The organism is Halalkalibacter akibai JCM 9157 (assembly GCF_000513135.1).
GTDB lineage: Bacteria > Bacillota > Bacilli > Bacillales > Bacillaceae_D > Halalkalibacter > Halalkalibacter akibai.
On sequence record NZ_BAUV01000022.1, the window covers coordinates 52574 to 71711 of the forward strand.

Annotated in this window: 24 protein-coding genes; 17 read left to right on the forward strand and 7 right to left on the reverse strand. The window is 35.6% G+C overall.

Translation table 11 applies throughout. From position 1 onward, the window contains the following. Window positions 1–183 precede the first annotated feature (183 nt). Window positions 184–741: a GNAT family N-acetyltransferase gene (locus tag JCM9157_RS13020; protein ID WP_081734175.1), complete on the forward strand. Its 558-nt coding sequence runs from the start codon at window positions 184–186 to the stop codon at window positions 739–741. Between the two features lie 621 nt (window positions 742–1362). Here the strand turns inward: JCM9157_RS13020 and JCM9157_RS13025 are convergent. Next, window positions 1363–2034, reverse strand: coding sequence for a reverse transcriptase-like protein (locus JCM9157_RS13025; protein WP_369384751.1), 672 nt, complete (start codon window positions 2032–2034; stop codon window positions 1363–1365). Window positions 2035–2207: 173 nt separating this feature from the next. On the opposite strand from JCM9157_RS13025, the gene metA reads away from it, so the two are divergent. Continuing rightward, window positions 2208–3122 (forward strand): homoserine O-acetyltransferase MetA, encoded by a 915-nt coding sequence (gene metA, locus JCM9157_RS13030; protein WP_035665271.1) that lies wholly within the window; start codon window positions 2208–2210, stop codon window positions 3120–3122. 80 nt (window positions 3123–3202) lie between these two features. Here the strand turns inward: metA and JCM9157_RS13035 are convergent, their stop codons facing one another. Continuing rightward, the gene (locus JCM9157_RS13035) at window positions 3203–4705 is read right to left on the reverse strand and encodes an HD domain-containing phosphohydrolase (RefSeq protein WP_035665272.1); all 1503 of its coding nucleotides are present in this window, start codon (window positions 4703–4705) and stop codon (window positions 3203–3205) included. Between the two features lie 260 nt (window positions 4706–4965). On the opposite strand from JCM9157_RS13035, the gene JCM9157_RS13040 reads away from it, so the two are divergent. From JCM9157_RS13040 to JCM9157_RS13050, 3 genes are all read left to right on the forward strand, one after another. Continuing rightward, window positions 4966–6183 (forward strand): EAL domain-containing protein, encoded by a 1218-nt coding sequence (locus JCM9157_RS13040; protein ID WP_035665274.1) that lies wholly within the window; start codon window positions 4966–4968, stop codon window positions 6181–6183. 137 nt (window positions 6184–6320) lie between these two features. After that, window positions 6321–7460, forward strand: a complete 1140-nt coding sequence (locus JCM9157_RS13045) for an MFS transporter (protein WP_052013129.1) — start codon at window positions 6321–6323, stop codon at window positions 7458–7460. A 179-nt stretch (window positions 7461–7639) separates the two neighbouring features. Beyond that, on the forward strand, window positions 7640–7843 hold the full coding sequence (locus JCM9157_RS13050) for a hypothetical protein (RefSeq protein ID WP_035665276.1): 204 nt from the start codon (window positions 7640–7642) through the stop codon (window positions 7841–7843). On the opposite strand, the gene JCM9157_RS13055 is transcribed toward JCM9157_RS13050, so the two are convergent. After that, on the reverse strand, window positions 7844–8182 hold the full coding sequence (locus JCM9157_RS13055) for a YppG family protein (protein WP_035665277.1): 339 nt from the start codon (window positions 8180–8182) through the stop codon (window positions 7844–7846). A gap of 14 nt (window positions 8183–8196) precedes the next feature. Next, complete coding sequence (locus tag JCM9157_RS13060) at window positions 8197–8634, reverse strand: Hsp20/alpha crystallin family protein (RefSeq protein WP_035665278.1); 438 nt, start codon at window positions 8632–8634, stop codon at window positions 8197–8199. A 101-nt stretch (window positions 8635–8735) separates the two neighbouring features. On the opposite strand from JCM9157_RS13060, the gene JCM9157_RS13065 reads away from it, so the two are divergent. The 5 genes from JCM9157_RS13065 (at window position 8736) to JCM9157_RS13080 (ending at window position 12760) form a co-directional block, all read left to right on the forward strand. Beyond that, a complete protein-coding gene (locus JCM9157_RS13065) occupies window positions 8736–9671 on the forward strand; it encodes a dipeptidase (protein ID WP_235714993.1) in 936 nt (311 codons plus the stop codon). Window positions 9672–9721: 50 nt separating this feature from the next. Further along, window positions 9722–10006, forward strand: coding sequence for an iron-sulfur cluster assembly accessory protein (locus JCM9157_RS26230; protein WP_439644347.1), 285 nt, complete (start codon window positions 9722–9724; stop codon window positions 10004–10006). Window positions 10007–10275: 269 nt separating this feature from the next. Next, window positions 10276–11025 (forward strand): SurA N-terminal domain-containing protein, encoded by a 750-nt coding sequence (locus JCM9157_RS13070; RefSeq protein ID WP_035665279.1) that lies wholly within the window; start codon window positions 10276–10278, stop codon window positions 11023–11025. A 167-nt stretch (window positions 11026–11192) separates the two neighbouring features. Then, a complete protein-coding gene (locus JCM9157_RS13075) occupies window positions 11193–12110 on the forward strand; it encodes a chemotaxis protein (RefSeq protein WP_035665281.1) in 918 nt (305 codons plus the stop codon). 332 nt (window positions 12111–12442) lie between these two features. Further along, window positions 12443–12760, forward strand: coding sequence for a HesB/YadR/YfhF family protein (locus JCM9157_RS13080; protein WP_035665283.1), 318 nt, complete (start codon window positions 12443–12445; stop codon window positions 12758–12760). Window positions 12761–12820: 60 nt separating this feature from the next. Here JCM9157_RS13080 and JCM9157_RS13085 read toward each other — a convergent pair whose 3' ends face one another. After that, entirely contained in the window at window positions 12821–13054 is a 234-nt protein-coding gene (locus JCM9157_RS13085) for a YuzF family protein (protein ID WP_035665284.1), read from the reverse strand. 187 nt (window positions 13055–13241) lie between these two features. Between JCM9157_RS13085 and msrA the strand changes: the two genes are divergently transcribed. The 4 genes from msrA to JCM9157_RS25355 all read left to right on the forward strand — a co-directional run bounded on the left by msrA (window position 13242) and on the right by JCM9157_RS25355 (window position 15076). Beyond that, window positions 13242–13775, forward strand: coding sequence for a peptide-methionine (S)-S-oxide reductase MsrA (gene msrA / locus JCM9157_RS13090; protein ID WP_035665285.1), 534 nt, complete (start codon window positions 13242–13244; stop codon window positions 13773–13775). A 139-nt stretch (window positions 13776–13914) separates the two neighbouring features. After that, window positions 13915–14298, forward strand: coding sequence for a hypothetical protein (locus tag JCM9157_RS25345; RefSeq protein WP_235714994.1), 384 nt, complete (start codon window positions 13915–13917; stop codon window positions 14296–14298). Beyond that, window positions 14256–14801, forward strand: coding sequence for an alpha/beta hydrolase (locus JCM9157_RS25350; RefSeq protein WP_235714995.1), 546 nt, complete (start codon window positions 14256–14258; stop codon window positions 14799–14801). Before JCM9157_RS25345 ends, JCM9157_RS25350 begins: the two co-directional genes overlap by 43 nt. Window positions 14802–14842: 41 nt before the next feature. Further along, window positions 14843–15076 (forward strand): hypothetical protein, encoded by a 234-nt coding sequence (locus JCM9157_RS25355; protein WP_235714996.1) that lies wholly within the window; start codon window positions 14843–14845, stop codon window positions 15074–15076. Between the two features lie 100 nt (window positions 15077–15176). Here JCM9157_RS25355 and JCM9157_RS13100 read toward each other — a convergent pair whose 3' ends face one another. Then, window positions 15177–15419 carry a hypothetical protein gene (locus tag JCM9157_RS13100; RefSeq protein WP_035665286.1) on the reverse strand — a complete coding sequence of 81 codons (243 nt, stop codon included), beginning with the start codon at window positions 15417–15419 and terminating at the stop codon, window positions 15177–15179. Between the two features lie 134 nt (window positions 15420–15553). Continuing rightward, window positions 15554–15802: an aminopeptidase gene (locus JCM9157_RS24050; RefSeq protein WP_268870951.1), complete on the reverse strand. Its 249-nt coding sequence runs from the start codon at window positions 15800–15802 to the stop codon at window positions 15554–15556. A 656-nt stretch (window positions 15803–16458) separates the two neighbouring features. On the opposite strand from JCM9157_RS24050, the gene JCM9157_RS13105 reads away from it, so the two are divergent. The 3 genes from JCM9157_RS13105 to JCM9157_RS13115 all read left to right on the forward strand — a co-directional run bounded on the left by JCM9157_RS13105 (window position 16459) and on the right by JCM9157_RS13115 (window position 19067). Next, window positions 16459–17553: a hypothetical protein gene (locus JCM9157_RS13105; protein WP_035665288.1), complete on the forward strand. Its 1095-nt coding sequence runs from the start codon at window positions 16459–16461 to the stop codon at window positions 17551–17553. Between the two features lie 656 nt (window positions 17554–18209). Next, the gene (locus tag JCM9157_RS13110; RefSeq protein WP_035665289.1) at window positions 18210–18557 is read left to right on the forward strand and encodes a hypothetical protein; all 348 of its coding nucleotides are present in this window, start codon (window positions 18210–18212) and stop codon (window positions 18555–18557) included. 90 nt (window positions 18558–18647) lie between these two features. After that, a complete protein-coding gene (locus JCM9157_RS13115) occupies window positions 18648–19067 on the forward strand; it encodes a hypothetical protein (RefSeq protein ID WP_035665290.1) in 420 nt (139 codons plus the stop codon). Window positions 19068–19138 lie beyond the last annotated feature (71 nt).

The following is a 19138-nucleotide window of genomic DNA, read 5'->3' on the forward strand; positions in this document are numbered from 1 at the left end:
TAAAATTCAAAATAAAGCTTGATATCATAAAATAAACTGTTTATATTAATGGTATTAACCAATAAGGAGATGCGCCTATGTTATCGCCAATTGCAGTTGACGTTTTGGAAAATAATTTGAAAATAAAAACGTCGCAAGGGGTAGAGTAGACCCTATACTGCTGCCCCTGCCAAATTGGGGGAAATGAAATTGATAAAGGCTTATACTGAAACATTTTTAACTGGTAACAAAGTGAAATTACGTAAGATCACTCAAGAGGATTTTCAAAACTATATGAACATTGAAGATGTGATGGAAAGTAGATTGTTGATGAATGACGGCATCCCCTTTCCTCCGATGTTAGCGGATCATGAAAAGTTTATTAGTGAAATAAGCTCTGAAAAAGATGATTTTATGTTCGCGGTAGAGTTACTAGATCAAAATGTGTTTATCGGAACAATTGCTGTTTACTTAGTTAATTGGAAAAATGGAACTTGCTATGTAGGCATTTCATTAGGTTCTGATTATCAAGGCAAAGGGTATGGAACGGATGCTATGAATGTGTTATTAAACTTTATTTTCAATTATATGAATGTGAATAAAGTCAAACTTCAAGTATTTGGTTTTAACAAAAAAGCAATCCGTTCTTATGAAAAATGTGGTTTCCGTCTAGAGGGCACACTTCGAGAAGAGCTCTTCCGTTTCGGAAAATATCAAGATGTGTGTGTGATGGGAATTCTTAGGGGAGATTGGCAAGAATAGATTTGAAAAATAAAGCCCGAATCAATTGCTGATTCGAGCTTTATTTTCGTTTGGGTTAGAGAGACACCTGAGCGGACACAGGGGATCTTATAGGGAGGAAACCCGTCTCGATTTTCGTAGAATATGGGGAATAAGGAACTAGGAGTCCACGTGCATCACCAACCGAGTCATTTTCGCATGAATAAGGTCATCTGAGTCCGCCTCACGATAAGCGCGGACTCAGATGACCTTATGTTACCAAAATCAACTGATTTTCAACTCTGAGCGGACACAGCGGATCTTAGAGGGAGGAATCGAGTCTCAATTTTCGTAGAATATGGGGAATAAGGAACCGAGAGTCCACGTGCATCACCAACCGAGTCATTTTCGCATGAATAAGGTCTCCTGAGTCAGCCACACGAGAAGCGCGGACTCAGATGACCTTATGTAACCAAAATCAATTGATTTTCAAGGCTGAGCGGACACAGAGGATCTTATAGGAAGGAATCCCGTCTCGATTTTCGTAGAAAATGAGCAATAACGAACCTGCTGTCCAATACATCCACAAAAAGAGCGATATCAATGAAAATAGAGGCTTGTGTGTCCTTACTAAACGCACACGCGTCCCTCATACCACTTACCTTAAGCTTGTTTCTCAATTGTCGCTTCAATTTTCGTTCCGACTAGAGCTTGAGTGGCTAATTGATCAGCTTCCTTATTTAGGCTACGGTCGATTAATTCATAGTTTATAGTTAAACCTAGTTTTGCTGTTAATTGATCAATTCGTTCAAGCCATGCTAAATAATGTTCTTCATAACAAGGCCATTCGCCTGATGCTTGGTTAACCACAACCATTGAATCGGAATAAACCTGAATCGTTTGATGGTGAACACCTAGCTCTTCAAGTTGTCTTAATAGTAAATAGAGTGCAGCATATTCTGCTTCATTATTATCTTCAAGTAGTTCTAACGTATCATTGAAGCGTAGTCGCCAATTTTTATGGTTTTGCTTATAATAGATGGCCAAGCCGACGCCGGAATTTTTAGTTTCTTTCTCGAATCCTCCATCAATGTAGGCTTTTACATCATGTGGCTCTGTTTCAAATTGCTTTAAAAATTTGAGTAGCTCTTTTTTAGTCCATGTTGTATCTTGTTCATCATAAAAATCAATGCTTTTTAATCGACCAGTTTTCTCTAGATCATCATGAAGCATCAGAGCGTGAGCAACAGACATAAATTCAGATTTCATAAAAAATGATTGTTTTGTTTTTAAAACAAGGTAACTCCATTCAATTCTTATTTTCAATTCGATCATCCCTCTTATTTTAGGTTAAAATAATTGCAGAATCTAACAATTCATGATAAGTTAAATTATCGAAATGTTATGTTATTTAAGTATGTTCTAAAGATCATATCATAAACTAGTATGATGAGATCAACTGATTTACATACCGACAGATTGAACCTAGTAAAAGGAGTTTATGATCAATGCCAATTAAGATTCCTGATAATTTGCCCGCAAAAGAGATTTTAAATGCTGAGAATATATTCGTAATGGATGAGAGTCGTGCTTACTCACAAGATATACGACCTTTAAAAATAGTAATTTTAAACCTTATGCCAGTAAAAGAGACAACGGAAACACAATTATTACGATTGCTAGGGAATAGTCCTCTTCAAGTTGAAGTATCTTTCATTTATCCAAATACCCATGTATCCAAAAATACATCACATGAGCACTTGCATTCATTTTATAAAACGTTTGATGAGATTAAAGCTCGTAAATTTGATGGGATGATTATAACAGGGGCTCCGATTGAGATGCTTGAATTTGAGGAAGTTACATATTGGGAAGAACTTCAAGAAATAATGAATTGGAGCGTCGATAATGTCACGTCCACGTTGCACATTTGTTGGGGAGCTCAAGCTGGTTTATATCATCATTATGGGATCAATAAATATTCATTAGAAAAAAAGGTTTTTGGTGTTTATAATCATTCAATTGAAAAGCAAAATGTCAATTTATTACGTGGTTTTGATGATGAGTTTCTAGCTCCACACTCTCGTCATACAGATGTTCGAAAAGAAGACATTGAACAAGTCAATGATCTTGAGATATTAAGCATGGCTGAAGGGGCAGGAGTGTATATTGTTGCCTCTAGGAATGGCAAACAAATTTTTGTGACAGGTCATTCTGAATATGATGTTTGTACGCTTCAACAGGAGTATGAAAGAGATTTGGAAAAAGGGTTGGACATTCATTTACCACATAATTATTTTCCACAGAATAACGATCAATTACCGCCTAGACTAAGGTGGAGAGCACATTCGAACTTGCTTTTTTCAAATTGGCTTAACTATTATGTGTATCAAGAAACGCCATATGATCTTGGAAGTTTGTAGTCATAAAAACCCAAAAAACAAGCGATTCAGTTCCATGACGTAACTGAGCGCTTGTTTTTAACATAGTAGGTTTTACTGTTTCAACTCACAATATGTTCTTTTTCCATAATCCATTCTATAAAGTAATCTACAAATAAAGGCTCCCATTGTGTCCCTTTACCTGAAATGAGGATTTGTAGAGCTTTTTCCTTGGTCATTCCTTTACGGTAGGGACGGTCTGATGTCATCGCATCAAATGCATCTGCGACGGCTAGTATACGTCCGTAAATAGGAATTTGATCACCGTGAAGTTGATCAGGATAGCCTAAGCCATCTATTCGCTCGTGGTGTGAACGTACCCCAGGTATATACTTAGCCATTATTTCTCGTGGTTGGATTTGCTGTAGAATTTCTTCTCCACGTACTGGATGTTGTTTTATGAGTTGGAATTCCTCATCTGTTAAATGACCATCTTTTAAAAGAATGGCATCAGGTACAGCGATTTTACCGATATCGTGAAGCAAACCAGTTTTTTTAAGAATAGTTAATTCCGCCTGCGATAATCCCACTTTTTCTCCGATTGCAACAGCATAAACAGCGACTCGCTCTGAATGGCCTGAGGTGTAGGGATCTCTAGCATCAAGAGCAGCTGCTAATGTAGTGAAAAAACTTTCATTCATTTTTATATTTTTGGTTTCTCTTTCTTGAAGTCCCGCTACCATATGATTATAACCATGGACTAATCTTGAAAATTCATCTGAATAGAAATCTGCCGTTTCTCTTGTGAAATTCCCTTTTTCTACACTTGCTATATCTGAGGTTAATTGATCTAATGGACGCATAACAATGGTTAATAATAGCTTAGCACCATATATAGATAAACAAACACCAACGATTAAAACTAACATGGACCAAATCCAAAAGTGTTCAATTAAGAGGTGACCTTCTTGAGTTAATCGTACTTGTGTAGCTAAACTAAATAACAATAGTGGAAATGCTCCTATTACAATAGAACTGAATTGGAATTTTGTCCGAATGGGAACGAGAACTTTCCCTTTCAAGGTGAGCTTATGTTGATAATGTTGGTAAGCCATCTCCTGTAATTTCTTAATGATTGGCTCAATCGCGATAGTCGTCTTATAATACTCAATCATGGCATGCATTGAAGCAATTAACACGGCACTCAGAAATCCATAAAGGACATAAATGTAACTGAGCGTAAGCCATTCATAATAAATGGCTCCTGTCGTGAGTAAAACGGCAGGAACACTAAACCCTAAGAAATGTGGGATTAAAATCCGCATACAAGTTAAAATCGGGAATAGGTGTGTTTGTTTATAAGCGTTCTCTAGTTGCTTTAATGTTGGGTTAGGTGATTGAAGAGCAATTAAAATTGGCTTGCGATCCTGTAGAAACTTTAATACTTCAAGTAAAGCCATGCTACAGAAAGAAAGTAAGATAATTAAAATCAAAACAGGGATATCCGCTTTCTGAATTTCTAGTGTAGTGGCAATTAAGACACCACCACAACCGATTACGGAAATGAATGAACTGAAAAAGTAATATCGCAGTAATTGATTAATAAATGTGTTATAGGTGTTCATTGTATCGTTCCTTTACATGTAAGTACTTCTATTGTAGTTCTTTCGGATTACAAGAACAACGATTTTTACATTAAGTGGGGGACTTTTCTAATGGTTGATTCACTAATTGTTTATGATAGAAAAATTACAATAACTAGAACAAATACCTCTTTTCAGTAATTGTAGCTATGCTATAATGAAATTGCTAAATTGAAACGGAATTACTACTGTATAGACATATGAGTGACGTTCATGTCTTTTTCTCAGTAGGAGGTGGAGTTATGGATCCTTTAGACGTCATGATGAATAAAGAACAAGTTATTCCTTTTTTTCAGCCAATATTTAGTGCCGATAAACAACTAGTAGTTGGGTATGAAGTACTGGCTAGGTTAAAAACTTCTGAGGGAGTGGAGAGCTTAGGTTGGTTTTTTCAAGATAAAAGCATTCCCGATGAGTACCGGATGGAGTTAGATGAACATATCCAAAAATTAGCTCTAGATAAATACCTTGAAACAGATCAATCTGCTATTATGGCTTTTAATTATGATGCATCTCTTTTGCTAAAAGATAACGGTGAAGCTTTTTTAGCAAACATGGACATTTACCGAAAAAAGGGTTTAAAATATTCGCAAATTGTATTGGAGTTGAAGGAAGAAGATTTAATTGAGTATGTAGATGAATACAGACATTTCTTTTTCTATATTCAAAGCCTAGGGTTTAGATTGGCGATAGATGATGTTGGACATAATGGCAGTAACTTAGATTTAATAGCTAAATTAAAACCTAATATCATTAAAGTAGATGTTACGTTTATGGAAGATGAGGAATTGCCCCATTTATATTCGGAAGTTCATCAATCGTTATCAATGCTTTCTAGAAAAATAGGAGCAACTTTATTATTTGAAGGGGTCTCTACGTTTAATCAACTTAATTATTCATGGAGAAATGGCGGACGTTACTATCAAGGATTTTATTTACAGTCACCCAACCCCTCATTTGTAGATCCATATTGTTGTAAGGAAAAAATGCAAAAAGTGTTTCATCATTTTATCGTGTATGAGCGGAAAAAGGTAGCAGCGCAATTTGAGTTGACGAATCATTTAAATCTTCAACTGAAGCAGGTACTAAAAGTGATCAATTCAGAGGATAGCTACGATGAATTGATTCAAAAAGTAGCCCGAGCGATGGAACGCTATGCATTTAGAATATATGTTTGTGATTCCGAAGGCTTTCAACAGTCTTCTAACTTGGAGAAAAACGAAAATAAAGAGTGGACATTAATCGAAGAGGGACGCTTTAAAAACTGGAGTTGGCGACCTTATTTTTTAGAAAATATCATTCGGATGAATATTGAAAAAAGAGGCTTCTTGTCTGACCTTTATACTGATATTGAGCGGGATGAAAGAATTCGCACTTATTCCCACCCCATTACGGATAACTTGTTTTTATTTCTTGATATACCTTATGATTATTTGTTTGAACAAGAAGGTTTGCTGTAATAGTTGGTCTGATCGACATTGGAGTATATGCCAAAAGAGATCAGACTTTTTCATTTGGAAGTAAAATAATCTAGTAAAAGAGTTTTGGAAGAAGTAATCTAGTTAGGTGTGTTTAATTTAGGTAGAGGGAGTTTGTTATGATAGATAAAACAGTTTACCGTTTAATGGCTTATTTGTTTTTCATCCATTCAACGATGACCATTATAAATGGCTATATTCCAGTTTTCTTCAAGGAAGGGGGATTAACTGGATCTCAAGTTGGTGTGTTAATGGCGATTGGTCCTTTAGCAACCATTCTCGGGCAACCAATGTGGGGATATCTAAGCGACAAATATAAAAGTATAAAAAAAATGATTTTAATAGCGTTAATCGGAGTTACTTTGACGATTATTACGTTTATATTTGTTCATTCTTTTGTTGGTTATTTAATGATTATCTTTCTATTATTTTTCTTTATATCACCAACAACTGCTTTAGGAGACTCGCTTTCGCAAAAAACGGCGATGCAACAGAAGATTAGCTTTGGGCGCATTCGCTTATGGGGATCATTAGGCTTTGCCATTACGTCACTTATTGTCGGTTATGTATTAACGGTGATAGGAATTGAAAACATTATGTACCCGATGTTACTAATGGCTGTGATCGCTTTCTTAGTGGCATTAACAATAAAAGATGTACCAGGTGTTAGTAGACCAGTTACGATTATTGATGCGGTAAAACTAGTGGCAAACCCGCCTCTTATGCTCTTTTTCTTTTTATTGCTATTTATCTCTGTTTCGCACAGAGCTAATGACATTTATCTTGGTTTATACATTGTTGACCTAGGTGGACCAGAAGCTATGATTGGATGGGCTTGGTTCATTGGAGTAATGGCAGAAGCAATTGTATTTGCTACTAGTGCCATCTGGTTTAGGAAATGGTCTCCACTTTCATTTATTGTGTTAGCAGGAGGGATTTATTTAGTCCGTTGGTTATTAATGGCCTTTGTAACAAATCCATGGTTTATTATGCCGATTCAAATTACTCATGGGTTAACGTTTGGGGTTCTTTATTTAGCGGCTTTTCAATACGTTAATAAATTAATACCAGAACATCTTCAAGCAACAGGGCATGTACTCTTTATTACCATTATTTTTGGAGTAGCAGGTATTATCGGTTCACTTTTAGGAGGAACTATAATAGAATTAACATCGATCTCAAACTTATATTTTATCTTAAGTATCAGTGCGACGATTGGGACCGTTGGATTACTTATTTTCAAATTGAAGAAAGATTAAAAGAGAGGAATCTTTAAAGGTCAGATTTATCCTTTGAGATTCCTCCTTATAAAATAATTTCAGAAAGGAATTTTCTAATGGAAATACGGTTGACAGAACAAGCCTCAAAATTTTTGTTAGCTCTAGAAGACACGAGAGCGATTCGTGTTAGAGCAATTGATACGTTTGAATGAAGTACGATGATTGAGTATGACCTCGCTCTGGATGAGCCGAGTAAAACAGATTATCAAATAAACCTTCACAATTTATTGTTTGTATATGATCAAAAAGCGAAGGACGAGATCGGTTCTTTTATAAAGATTGATTACGTTCCCTCTCAAGGAATTAAGTTGATAAACGCCAATCAAACACTTGCTTATGGCTTACATATAAAAGAAGTGTAATTATTTTTTAATAAAGAAACTACCAACTGACTTAACGATTGGTGAAACCTGATGCATCGTTTTAACGACTTGATCGACGGTACTAACGGTTTTTCCCATATCGAATTTACCACTTTCATTAGTAAACGCTGTTTTAAAAAATGAAGCTTTGTTACTTGGTTGGTTGTATGGTTGCTGCATCATCCCCATATTAGGTCCCTGAAATGGAGGGGTATGATGTGGTGGTCTAATGTTATGTTGCATTGGGTGATGTTGATAAGGTTGTTGATGATAAGGCCCTTGGTGATGTGGGAAATGCCGGTTATTCATTTGTCTTTGCTGTTGATTAGGTTGAAACATCCTAATCGACCTCCTTACTCAATGGTTATTTGTTTTCGGTTACTTGGAATTGAGATACGAAGTAAGCCGTTTTTATAGCTGGCTTTGACGTCTTTCTCTCGAATGATAAAAGGAACTTGGATGACACGCTGTCTAACTTGCTTACTGCCTCTTCGTTCTAAAGTACCTGAATGATCATCAATAATTTCAGTTCGTTCTTCTTCTGTCACTTGGATTCGGATGGATTGCTGGAAAATATCAAGTCCAATTTGTCTTTTCTCCACACCTGGTAGTTCTGCTTCAATAATAATACCGGTTTTCGTTTCATAGACATTAACGGGAATGGGCATAAGAAACAATGGATTTTCCTGGATATTTTGAAATGTTTGTTGGAAAAAACCATCAATTGATTTTAAAATGTCTTGATATCCTTGGGGAAGTTTTTTTGACCAAGGCTGTTGATCCGACGACATGAGTGTGTCACCTCGTTTTGAAGTAGTAGTTAGTATATATGTATGAATGGAGAATTTTAAGTGTGCAAGGACTAAAGCTTATTATTAAAGGAGGAAATAATGTGAAAGCAGGAATCATAGATTCGCACTGTGACGCTTTGCTGAAACTTTGGGAAGCACCTGAACGTCCGTTTTTAGATTCGCCTGATGTAGATACTAATTTTAATCGGTTAGTTACTGGCAATGTAAAAGTCCAGCTTTTTGCTATCTTTGTTGAACCCTTTATTAAGCAAGATCAAAAGTTCCAAGTGGTTCTAGAACAAATTGCTATTTTTCATGAAAAGGTTCTACCTGCAAATGAAAAATTACGACATATCAAAAGTTGGGCAGAGTTAGCCACTTTGCAAGAGGATGAAATAGGAGTTGTTCTAACTTTAGAGGGTGTCGATGCGATTGGAGATGACTTAACTAAATTATCTATCTTACATCAACTAGGCATTTTATCTGTCGGTTTAACATGGAATCAAGCTAACCTTTGTGCTGATGGAGTAGGTGAGCCGCGTGGAGCTGGTTTGACCAGTTTAGGCAAAGAGTTAGTCAAGTTAAATAACAAAAATCATGTATTGACGGATGTTTCACATTTAAGCGTAAAAGGATTTTGGGATGTGATGGAGATAGCTCATTGTCCTATTGCTTCACATTCAAATGCTAGGCTATTATGTGATCATCCTAGAAACTTATATGATGATCAAATTCAAGGATTAGTGGCTAATCAAGGGTATATAGGGCTTGTTTTTTGTCCGGCTTTTATCACTGAAAAAAGTCCTAGTACGATTAAAGATGTTCTAAATCACCTTGACCACATGTGTTCACTTGGAGCTGAACATCATGTTGGTTTTGGCTCTGATTTTGATGGGATAACAGATAAAGTGGTTCAGCTAGAACATAGTGGTGACTTTGTGAATCTCGTAAATGAATTAGTGAAATTATACTCAGCTTCTCAAGTAGAAAACTTTTTAAAAGGCAACTTTGAACAACTAATTAAGCGAGTTATATGAAATTTATCTCGGTTTGATTTATACTAATTAAATAGAAGTGAGGTGATTAGATGAATATTACAGATCAAGCAAGAACTTTTCTTGAAGAGACGATGAAAGAACACGGGATGAATACAGTACGTGTTGTTTTTGCGGGCATGGGTTGAGGTGGTCCTAAGTTAGGGCTAGCTCTGGATGAGCCAGCAGAATCTGATCAGCAAGAAGTAATTAATGGCATTAATGTTGCCATTGAAAAAGACGTAGTACAACATGTAGCAGATCTGACACTTGATTACCAAGAATCTGAAGGGCAACCAGGACTAGTAATGCGAGGTGGCGGTCAAGATTGTTGTTAGTCGATATTATATTAATAAGGATGACTTAAAGCCTGTTAAAAGGGGTGTGTAAGTCATCCTCATTTTTTACATAGTTTTTGTCAATTACAAAAGATAAACTAGCAACTCCTTATAAAACAAAGATAACAGAGCTTTTTTATTTCATAAAATTTGATATTCAACCATTTATTCTAGTTTGGGGAATGATTAGTAGTTACTCTTTCTGAAATAAGGATTGAATTATGGTACAATGGCACAAGGCTTGGAATTAAGAAAGGGGATTGAGTAGATTGAAAAAAATAACAATGGGTTTAGGAATTTTCGTGTTAGCTATTGGACTAGCTGCATGTGGGGGCGAAGAAACGGAACAGGAAGAAACCGTTGCTACTCCTGAGGAAGAATCAGTTGCAGTTGATCAAGATATAAACTCTATTATTGATACGGAAAGTATTCCTGAAATTATAGCAACGGTAAATGGAGAAGACATTGAGAAAGAAATTTATGTCGCTAATCTTCAGCAACAAGCTTCGAGTTTAGCTATGCAAGGTTTTGATCTAGATAGTGAAGAAGGTAGAAGTTATCTAGAGATGATCGAGGAAAGTATATTGCAACAAATCATCAATGAAAAATTAATCGTCCAAGCAGCTAATGCTGAGGATATTGAAGTGTCAGAAGAAGATATAGATCAAGAAATTGCTACACTAATTGAGGAATTACCGATTGAATCAGAAGAAGATCTTCAAGCATTACTAGACGAACAAGGTGTGACAATGGAAGAGCTTCGTTCTGATATTGTTGACTATGTTAAACGTGATAAATACATTCAGCAAAACTTAACAATTACTAACCCTACAGAAGAGGAATTACAAGCTTTATATGATGAAATGCTAGCAATGGTAGAAGATGAAAGTGAAGCACCAGCATTTGAAGATTATAAGGATGAACTTGAATATTCTTTCTTACAAGAACAAGAGCAAGAACAAACAATGCAATTAGTAGAAAATTTACGTGAAACAAGTGACATTACGATTCATATTTAAGTTTTAAGTGTCTTACAGTAGATCTTATTAGAAAGGTCTAGGTAAGGCACTTTTTTTTATTATTTAAGAGCTCAAAATAAAGGTTGCTGAATTGAAGATTCAATTATAGAATATAGGTAATTGGTATTAGCTGAATATGAGTGTTCTGATCATTGGAGGAAGCAAACATGAGTGAAACTACAAAAAGTAACATTTTATTAGAAAGTGGCACAAATGAACTTGAAATTATTATGTTTACTGTTCATAACAGTACGTTTGGAATTAATGTATTAAAAGTAAGAGAGATAATAAATCCACTGCCAATCACTCCAACACCAAATGGACATGAAAACGTTGAAGGGATTATCCGCTTACGCCAAGAGGTCATTCCGGTTGTAAATTTAGCTAAAGTTTTAAACTTACCTGAATCAGAGCAGCCAGAGCAAGATAAGTTCATCATCTCTGAGCTAAACAAAACTAAAGTAGCCTTCCATGTTCATAGTGTTTCAAGGATACACCGAATTTCTTGGGAACAGATTGAAAAGCCTAGTGAACTCTCACAAGGCGGAATTAGTCAAACTATCGGAATTGTTAAAATGGATGATATGATGGCATTGCTATTAGACTTTGAAAAAGTGGTCGTAGATATTAACCCTGAAGCCGGCTTGTCCGTTGATAAAATCAAAGCACTCGGACCTAGAAAGCGTTCAACAAAGAGAATTTTAATCGCCGAAGATTCAGCTATCCTTCGTAAGTTATTGTATGACACGCTATCAGAAGCTGGTTATGAGAATTTGCAGTTTTTTGAGAATGGTAGAAGTGCATGGGAACATTTGCAACTACTTGCCGAAGAGGGCAGTGATGAAGTTCGAAAACGAGTGGATATCATTATAACGGATATTGAGATGCCACAAATGGATGGTCATCATTTAACCGTTAAAATTAAAGGGAATAAAGACTTGGCGCATCTTCCTGTTGTGATTTTTTCTTCATTAATTACGAATGATTTGTTTCACAAAGGCGAAAAAGTAGGCGCTGATGCTCAAGTTAGTAAACCAGAAATTGTAAAACTAGTTGAGACTATAGATAAATACGTATTAAATTAATGTGAAAGTCTGGCTTAAAGTCACAGATTGATAGGGATAATCTGATACTTACTTTAAGCTCAGACTTTTTTTTATGACTTGTCATTTAATGATTTTACGATGTCTTCCTTTTGTTGGTTAGTAATAATCCCCATCTTTTTAAAAAGCTGTGCATAGTAGATTGTTTTCTTTGTGATACTCATTTGTATCATCTCCTCCTCTTTTTTATATATGATATGCATGTCTTTAAAAAAGTTGCAGAAGAGAAACTTATTTGATGTACTTCAGTTCTGATTAATAGCCTTTCTTGGCAAAAATTGATATGATAATAAGGTGAAAAAGGAGTGACGTAGATGAATATACAAGTTACTAAGCCCGCGCTTCAATGGTTTAAAGACGAATTTAATTTAAAAGAAAAAGATGAATACATTCGTTTCTTTGCTAGGTACGGCGGATGTGGTTCTATTCAAAGTGGTTTTTCATTAGGCATTCATCATGAAGAGGAGAAACCTGTTAGTGTCGGAGCGAGAGAAGAAACGGATGGAATTGTGTTTTTCATTGCCGAAGAAGACATCTGGTATTTTAAGGGATATGATTTAAAAGTTAAATATAGCAGAAAAAATGAAGAAATTGAATTTGTATACGAGGAAAGCAGTGAGCAGGCGGATTAAACTGTTCTGAAAAGTGAAAAAGTCAGAGAGTTTATTCAGACTCTCTGACTTTTATCTCATTTATGAAGGCATGATCCAAACAATTTCTTGAATACGAACGAAAAAAGATGTATGGTGAGCTTCAATTACAACATGATCTGGTTTGACATCACAAACGGTTCCACGAACACTTCCTCTAGTTGTCTCAATGACAGTGTGTTTACCCATTAACGATTGAAGTGTCTGAACAACAAAAGGATCTACTGTTGAAATCATTTGTGGCCGGTTATGTTCGCCGTGATTTACATTATGCATTTTTAATTGCCTCCTTTAATCAAATTCCACTCACATCTTATGCGTTCGCCCTAACATGGTTTGGGCTGTTTACCTATTTTTTGTGAAATGATTAAAAAAGTTAAGAAGGTGTGCGGGGCTTGTATAATTGAGAGAGGGATTATTGTTATTTTGATATAGTTACAGTTTGAAACGAGGAGAGAATAACATGACGAAAAAGACGATAGAAAAAGCAACATTTGCTGGCGGATGTTTTTGGTGTATGGTTCAACCTTTCGATGAGCTACCAGGTATTATAAAAGTTGAATCTGGTTACATGGGAGGTCATGTGGAGAATCCTACATATAAAGATGTGAAAACAGGTGAAAGCGGACACTATGAAGTCGTTCAAATTACATTTGATTCTAGTGTTTTTGCTTACGAAAAATTACTTTCGCTTTACTGGCCTCAGATAGATCCAACGGATGATGGAGGCCAATTTCAAGACAGAGGACCACAGTATCGCACTGCCATCTTTTATCATAATGAACAACAAAGAGTTGAAGCTGAACGTTCAAAGGAAAATGTAGAGAAAAGTGGCCGATTTAAAAACCCAATTGTAACCGAAATCATGGAAGCTAGTGTATTTTACTTGGCTGAAGATTACCACCAAGATTTCTACAAGAAAAGCCCGAAAGAATATAAACTAGATCGCCAGAAATCTGGACGAGATGAGTTTATTGATTCGAATTGGCGTGACTAATTCGTTGAATTCTGCACGGACAGGCTTAATTGTGAATAGACTAACCATATGAAATGTGTAAAAATGCGGAAAAAGTTGATAAAATCTCTTACGTGTCGAACCCTTTTTTGATATAATAATCTATATTGGAGGTGGCGCTGTGAAGAGAATCTTCAAGAAACTAAGCATATGGTTAATGGTTGCGTCACTTGGTCTAATTATGAGCTCTTTAACGGTTATCCTTTTTGTGCATTATTGGGCTCATACAGAAGCTGGGAAAGTCCCCCCAAAAACAGCGGTTTTACTTCACGCTGTTCACCATAATCTTGTGACACCAGATATGAGTGCACCGAAGTTCTTCTCGCCAAGAGGAGCTCCTAGGTTCACAAGTGAAATGGTCGACATTCCGGTTTCAGATGGAAGTACAATTGAATCTAAAATATATAAACCGATTGCAGAAGGGCCTCATCCGATCATTCTTTATTACCATGGAGGAGCTTCATGGAAGGATATGGAAACATTCATACGCATGATAATATTGTAAGGTCACTTGCGGCTAGAACGAATAGTATTGTGATTGCGGTTGGTTATCGTGTAGCTCCTGCTTACCCTTTTCCTGCTGCAATAGAAGATAGTTATGATGCACTTGTTTGGGCATATACAAATGCAGCAGATTTAGGTGGCGACCCTTCTAGTATCGCTGTAGCTGGAGATAGTGCAGGTGGAAACATTGCTACTGTTGTCACGTTAATGTCTAGAGACCGTAATGGACCTGGTATTTCTGCACAAGCGTTGTTATATCCTTTAACGACGTTCGCAGATATTGAGTTTGATTCAAGGTTGAAGTATGATAGCGGTTATTATCTATTATCAAGAAGTGTGATGATGCGGGCTCGTGATACCTATACACCTGACGAAGCTTTTTGGGTTCATGATTATACGTCTCCACTAGATGCAGATAATTTGTCTAATTTACCTCCTGCTATTGTGATAACAGCTGAGTTTGATCCGTTGCGTGATGAAGGCGAAGCTATGCAGAAAAATTAGTAGAGCATGGTGTTCCTGTTGAAGCGATCCGATATAATGGTGTGTTTCACGGATTTATTTCTTTTTACGAAATCATGTATCGAGGTAACCATGGTCTTGCTGAAACGTCAAGGTTTCTAAGAGACGCGTTTGAAGAAAAGCCATCTTATCAAGCTTATGAGTTGCAAGTGTACGATGGTGCTACGTCCCAAACAATGAAAATGAGAGACCAGGCCGAGGCTTATGCGATTGGTAGCTTCTTATTAGGAAAACAAGTTATCTCGATTTTTGAATAATACAAAAGTACTGATTAGAGCATAATCAGTACTTTTTTCAATGTGTTAAATTTACGGAACGATTAAGGAAAAAAACAACGAAGCATGTAACAACGGTCTCCTATCCTTGCTGTGCTCTTTTCACAAACATTCTTTCATCTTCAACAAGGCCGCAGGTTGCACATTGAACTCGTAGCTCAGGCCCGCGATAAGGCATATGTAGGGGACCTGCATTGTTATTTTCATATTGTTCTACAATGTCACCACTTTTAGAATCAATTTTGACGGGAGTTACCACTTGTTGAATCAAGTTAAAGCGAGAACGATTCGTTTTACAGTTAGGACATAAATATGGATCTGCCATTCAAATCCCTCCTTTTATAACTAGTATTACCAATTGAAAGAATATAATGAAGGTAAGTTTAGGAAATGATGCGTTCCGTGTATAGACATAGAAAAGCCACGTGTTTCATGATGCAACACGTGGCTCCTTTTATATTAAAATGCCCAGTTTCCTTCACGGAAAATTGGCTCGCGCTTACCATCTGCATAAACACCGTCGATGTTCATGTCTGCAGATCCCATCATGAAATCAACGTGCGTTAGGCTTGTGTTTAAGCCGTTCTTCTCAAGCTCTTCCTTGCTCATTTCCTTACCGCCTTCGATACAGAATGCGTAGGCACTTCCTAATGCAAGGTGGTTTGAGGGGAGCTTGTGACCGAAATGTGACCGTAGAAATAGTATTATCTTTAGTGTTTTATGCTAATCTAGCGGGTATTTTTGACCGAAACAAAACAAAAGCCCTATTGTCCAAAAGGTTTCCTATATTATATTTTAAGAAGCGGTTATACCGCTTCTATTTATTTAGGGGCAAGCTTTACAGTATGAAGGTGTGGTGTGCTTTAACTAATGGCTATAATACTTATACCCCGACAATCAGGGATTAAATAATGCGAGCTATCACAATTAAATTAATGTCCAGTTACCTATACCTATAATAAAAAGGGGTTGAGGTTTAAAGAGTTTGAAAGTTGAGCATTAATTTTAGTCATGTATAATATCAGACTTTGTAATGTTTGATTATGGAACATTTGAAATATAGGAACTGATCAATAAACTTCACTTTAACAATAGGTATGTTGCAATGTGGGGGAAATTGAGAGTACAGAATGCAAGTGCAATTCTTTTAAATCGATTAGATGTGTAGGAAGACTTTTTGACAAGTAGGGTTAATCATAGTAGTATTTATAGTAACTAAATATTACATTGAGCTGAAGTTATAGCTAATGGTCTTTAACGAAAATAAAATAGGCACTCGCCTATTCTATTTATCATGTTTATAGACTATTAGCTTTTTTTGTTGTCTATAAACATCTACTGATTAATAAAGGAGATGTTTGAAGATGAATAATGAAAATGCATTTACAGAAGAAGAAGCAATAAACATCACAATTCAACATGGTTATGACGGCTCTGAATTTATTACATCTGTTTGGAAAAAGAGAGGTTGTTTATCAACTAACAGAACATTGGATGCACTTTTGCGGAAACTGGAAACGATTTACCACAATGTTGAAGTTAAAGGTAAAGGAAAAGGGCGTAGATACATCCTTAAGAACAAAAAAGAAGAAATGACTGAGAGGGAGTACAATTACAAAGGAACTGTTCCAACTGAAGAAGAAGAAACGATGAAAGAATATTTTTTTAATATTCTTGTTAAGGCTGGTTTCGGGGGTACACGACCATATAATGCTTGGATTAGACTATTTGACTTGTTTCAACGAAATTCAATCTTCAATGAGGAATTAACTGAAGAAATTAAAGAACTTCATATGGGAGTTCTCGTTAATCCTAAAGAGATAGTAAGTGAATTTAATAAAGCTATTAGCAATTTTAACAAGTCACTTATAGCGAACTCATTCAGACGTTTAGAAAAGGAGGGAAGAATCACTAGGTCAATAAGTTACATTTTTAGAACTATTGATGGTAACTATGAGGAAGTTGAGGAAGAAAGATATGAAGAAGCAACAAATTTTAAAAAGGAATTAGTAGAATCATTTGATATTAAATACACCCAGTATATTCAAGCAAATTTATCTTTTGGTCATAAAAGTGTAAGAATGAAGGAAATCATTGAAGTAGTTAATAAACAAATGGAAAAGGAGTTTGGCATTAAGTATATGTACCAAGCGATAGGCGTTTCAGTCATCGATGAAAAAGTAATAAAAGAAGTATCAAAAGAAGAATTTGACCAAGCGTATTTTAAGAAGTTTATAAACTTAACACAGAATAGACAAAATAGTAAAAAATACCAAGACACTAAATCTTTCTGGAGGAGGACATATTTCATGAACACGTTGAAAATCCTATCAATAATCTTAAAAGACAAATCAGAAATTGCTGGATTAGAAGCATTATTACGTAAAGAAATGAAAAAGAAATCAAAGGAAGGATTTTTAGATTATGTTGGAGGTTATGATAATGACTTTGAGTCTTGATATATGCAAAATAATAAGAAAGCAATTTTGTACACATCCCAAACTAGTAATAATATTTAAATATACTAGAGTGGGTTGTGTACAAATGCAATGATAGAAACAATCTATATAAGTATTACATTTAGTCGATGTGAGGGGGTTCGGGGGTGGTGCATCGACAGCGTTTCACTATAATTTGTGGCGGTTTTTGCCACAAATTTAGTGAAATGTTTGTGGTAGCACCCCCGAGAACTTATGGTGATTAACTTACATGAACTCCGCTCCGCTCCGTTCATGTGGTCGCTTCGCTCCCCGGCATTGACAACTAAAAATAAATATCATTCCAAATGTATAGTTGACACTCACAAATTCTGTGGGTGTTTTTTTAAAATTTAACACTTCTAGTCAGCAACTCTGTTATAAATCTGCGATTCGAAAGCATTTTTGTATTGGTAAAACTATATATTGTCTGCTTTCATTCGGTTAATGTAAAGAAAATAAAGGGATAAGCCAGATCAGTTATAAATAAAAGGGAAACTACAACATTGCCGAAAGTGTAAACGACCGCTAATAACATGATATGGAAAAAGAAATTTGTATTTTCAACTAAAGGATAAGGATAGGTGAACAATGATTGGGTATAAATAGGGTATCTGTTTCTTAGGTGGTGGTTGAATATGAAAAAGTTTAAAGAATTAAATGCCTATGCCATAACTGATGATTTTAAATTTTATCTTACTAATGTTGTGATAAGTCATAGCAAAGAAATTGCTATTCATTGGTTAAAAGAAAATTCAGGTTATTTGAATGAGGAAATGGCGAAGTTCACAGTAAAAGAATTTCCCTTAGATAAAAAGGTGTTTGTACGGGATTTTGGAGAAACAACCGCTAAAGAAATGATTGATGAAGTTATCCAAAATGACACTTTTCGTAAATTTCCAATCGTAGCATTTTGGATAGAAGCTAAAAATGATTACTATGAAAATTGGCATTCTCATTTTGAGATAGAAAATCCAACCGATTAGCGTGATTCTAACTAACGTGTTTGGCTGCTCAACAAGAGCAGTCATTTCTTGTATTAACGGGAGCATTAATTCCAGAAAGGTGATGATGTTATGGCTCATTTATGGGATAGTTTTTTAGACGAAATGGGGCTTGATAAAGTTGAAAGGGAAAATGCTAATATAACGACACTGATTGAAGAATTTTCAGGTGAGTCCAAAGAACAAGTTTTATATGAGATATTTGATTTTGTGAAAAAGTTATATGGTGATGAAGAATGTACTATCCTTTGGTGGGATGGAAAAACAACACCTTCTACAAAAATAGTCAGCAAAGCCGACATTGGTTATATACAAAATTTATGGTCAAGAATTGTAGGGAATTATCTTTTATTTTTACCGATAGATTTTGATGAGAGCAAAATTAATGTTCAAGATGAAGAAGAATTCATTGGAAGAATTTTAGTTTTGTATTCTCATTTAATATTGAAGTCACCTGACGCATACGAAATTTTGTATTTTAAAATAAATTAAAATTAAACGTTATTAAATTAACGGGAGCGAATCTTTAAGAAGAAGATCGCACCCTTCTTTCTTGAAGTAAA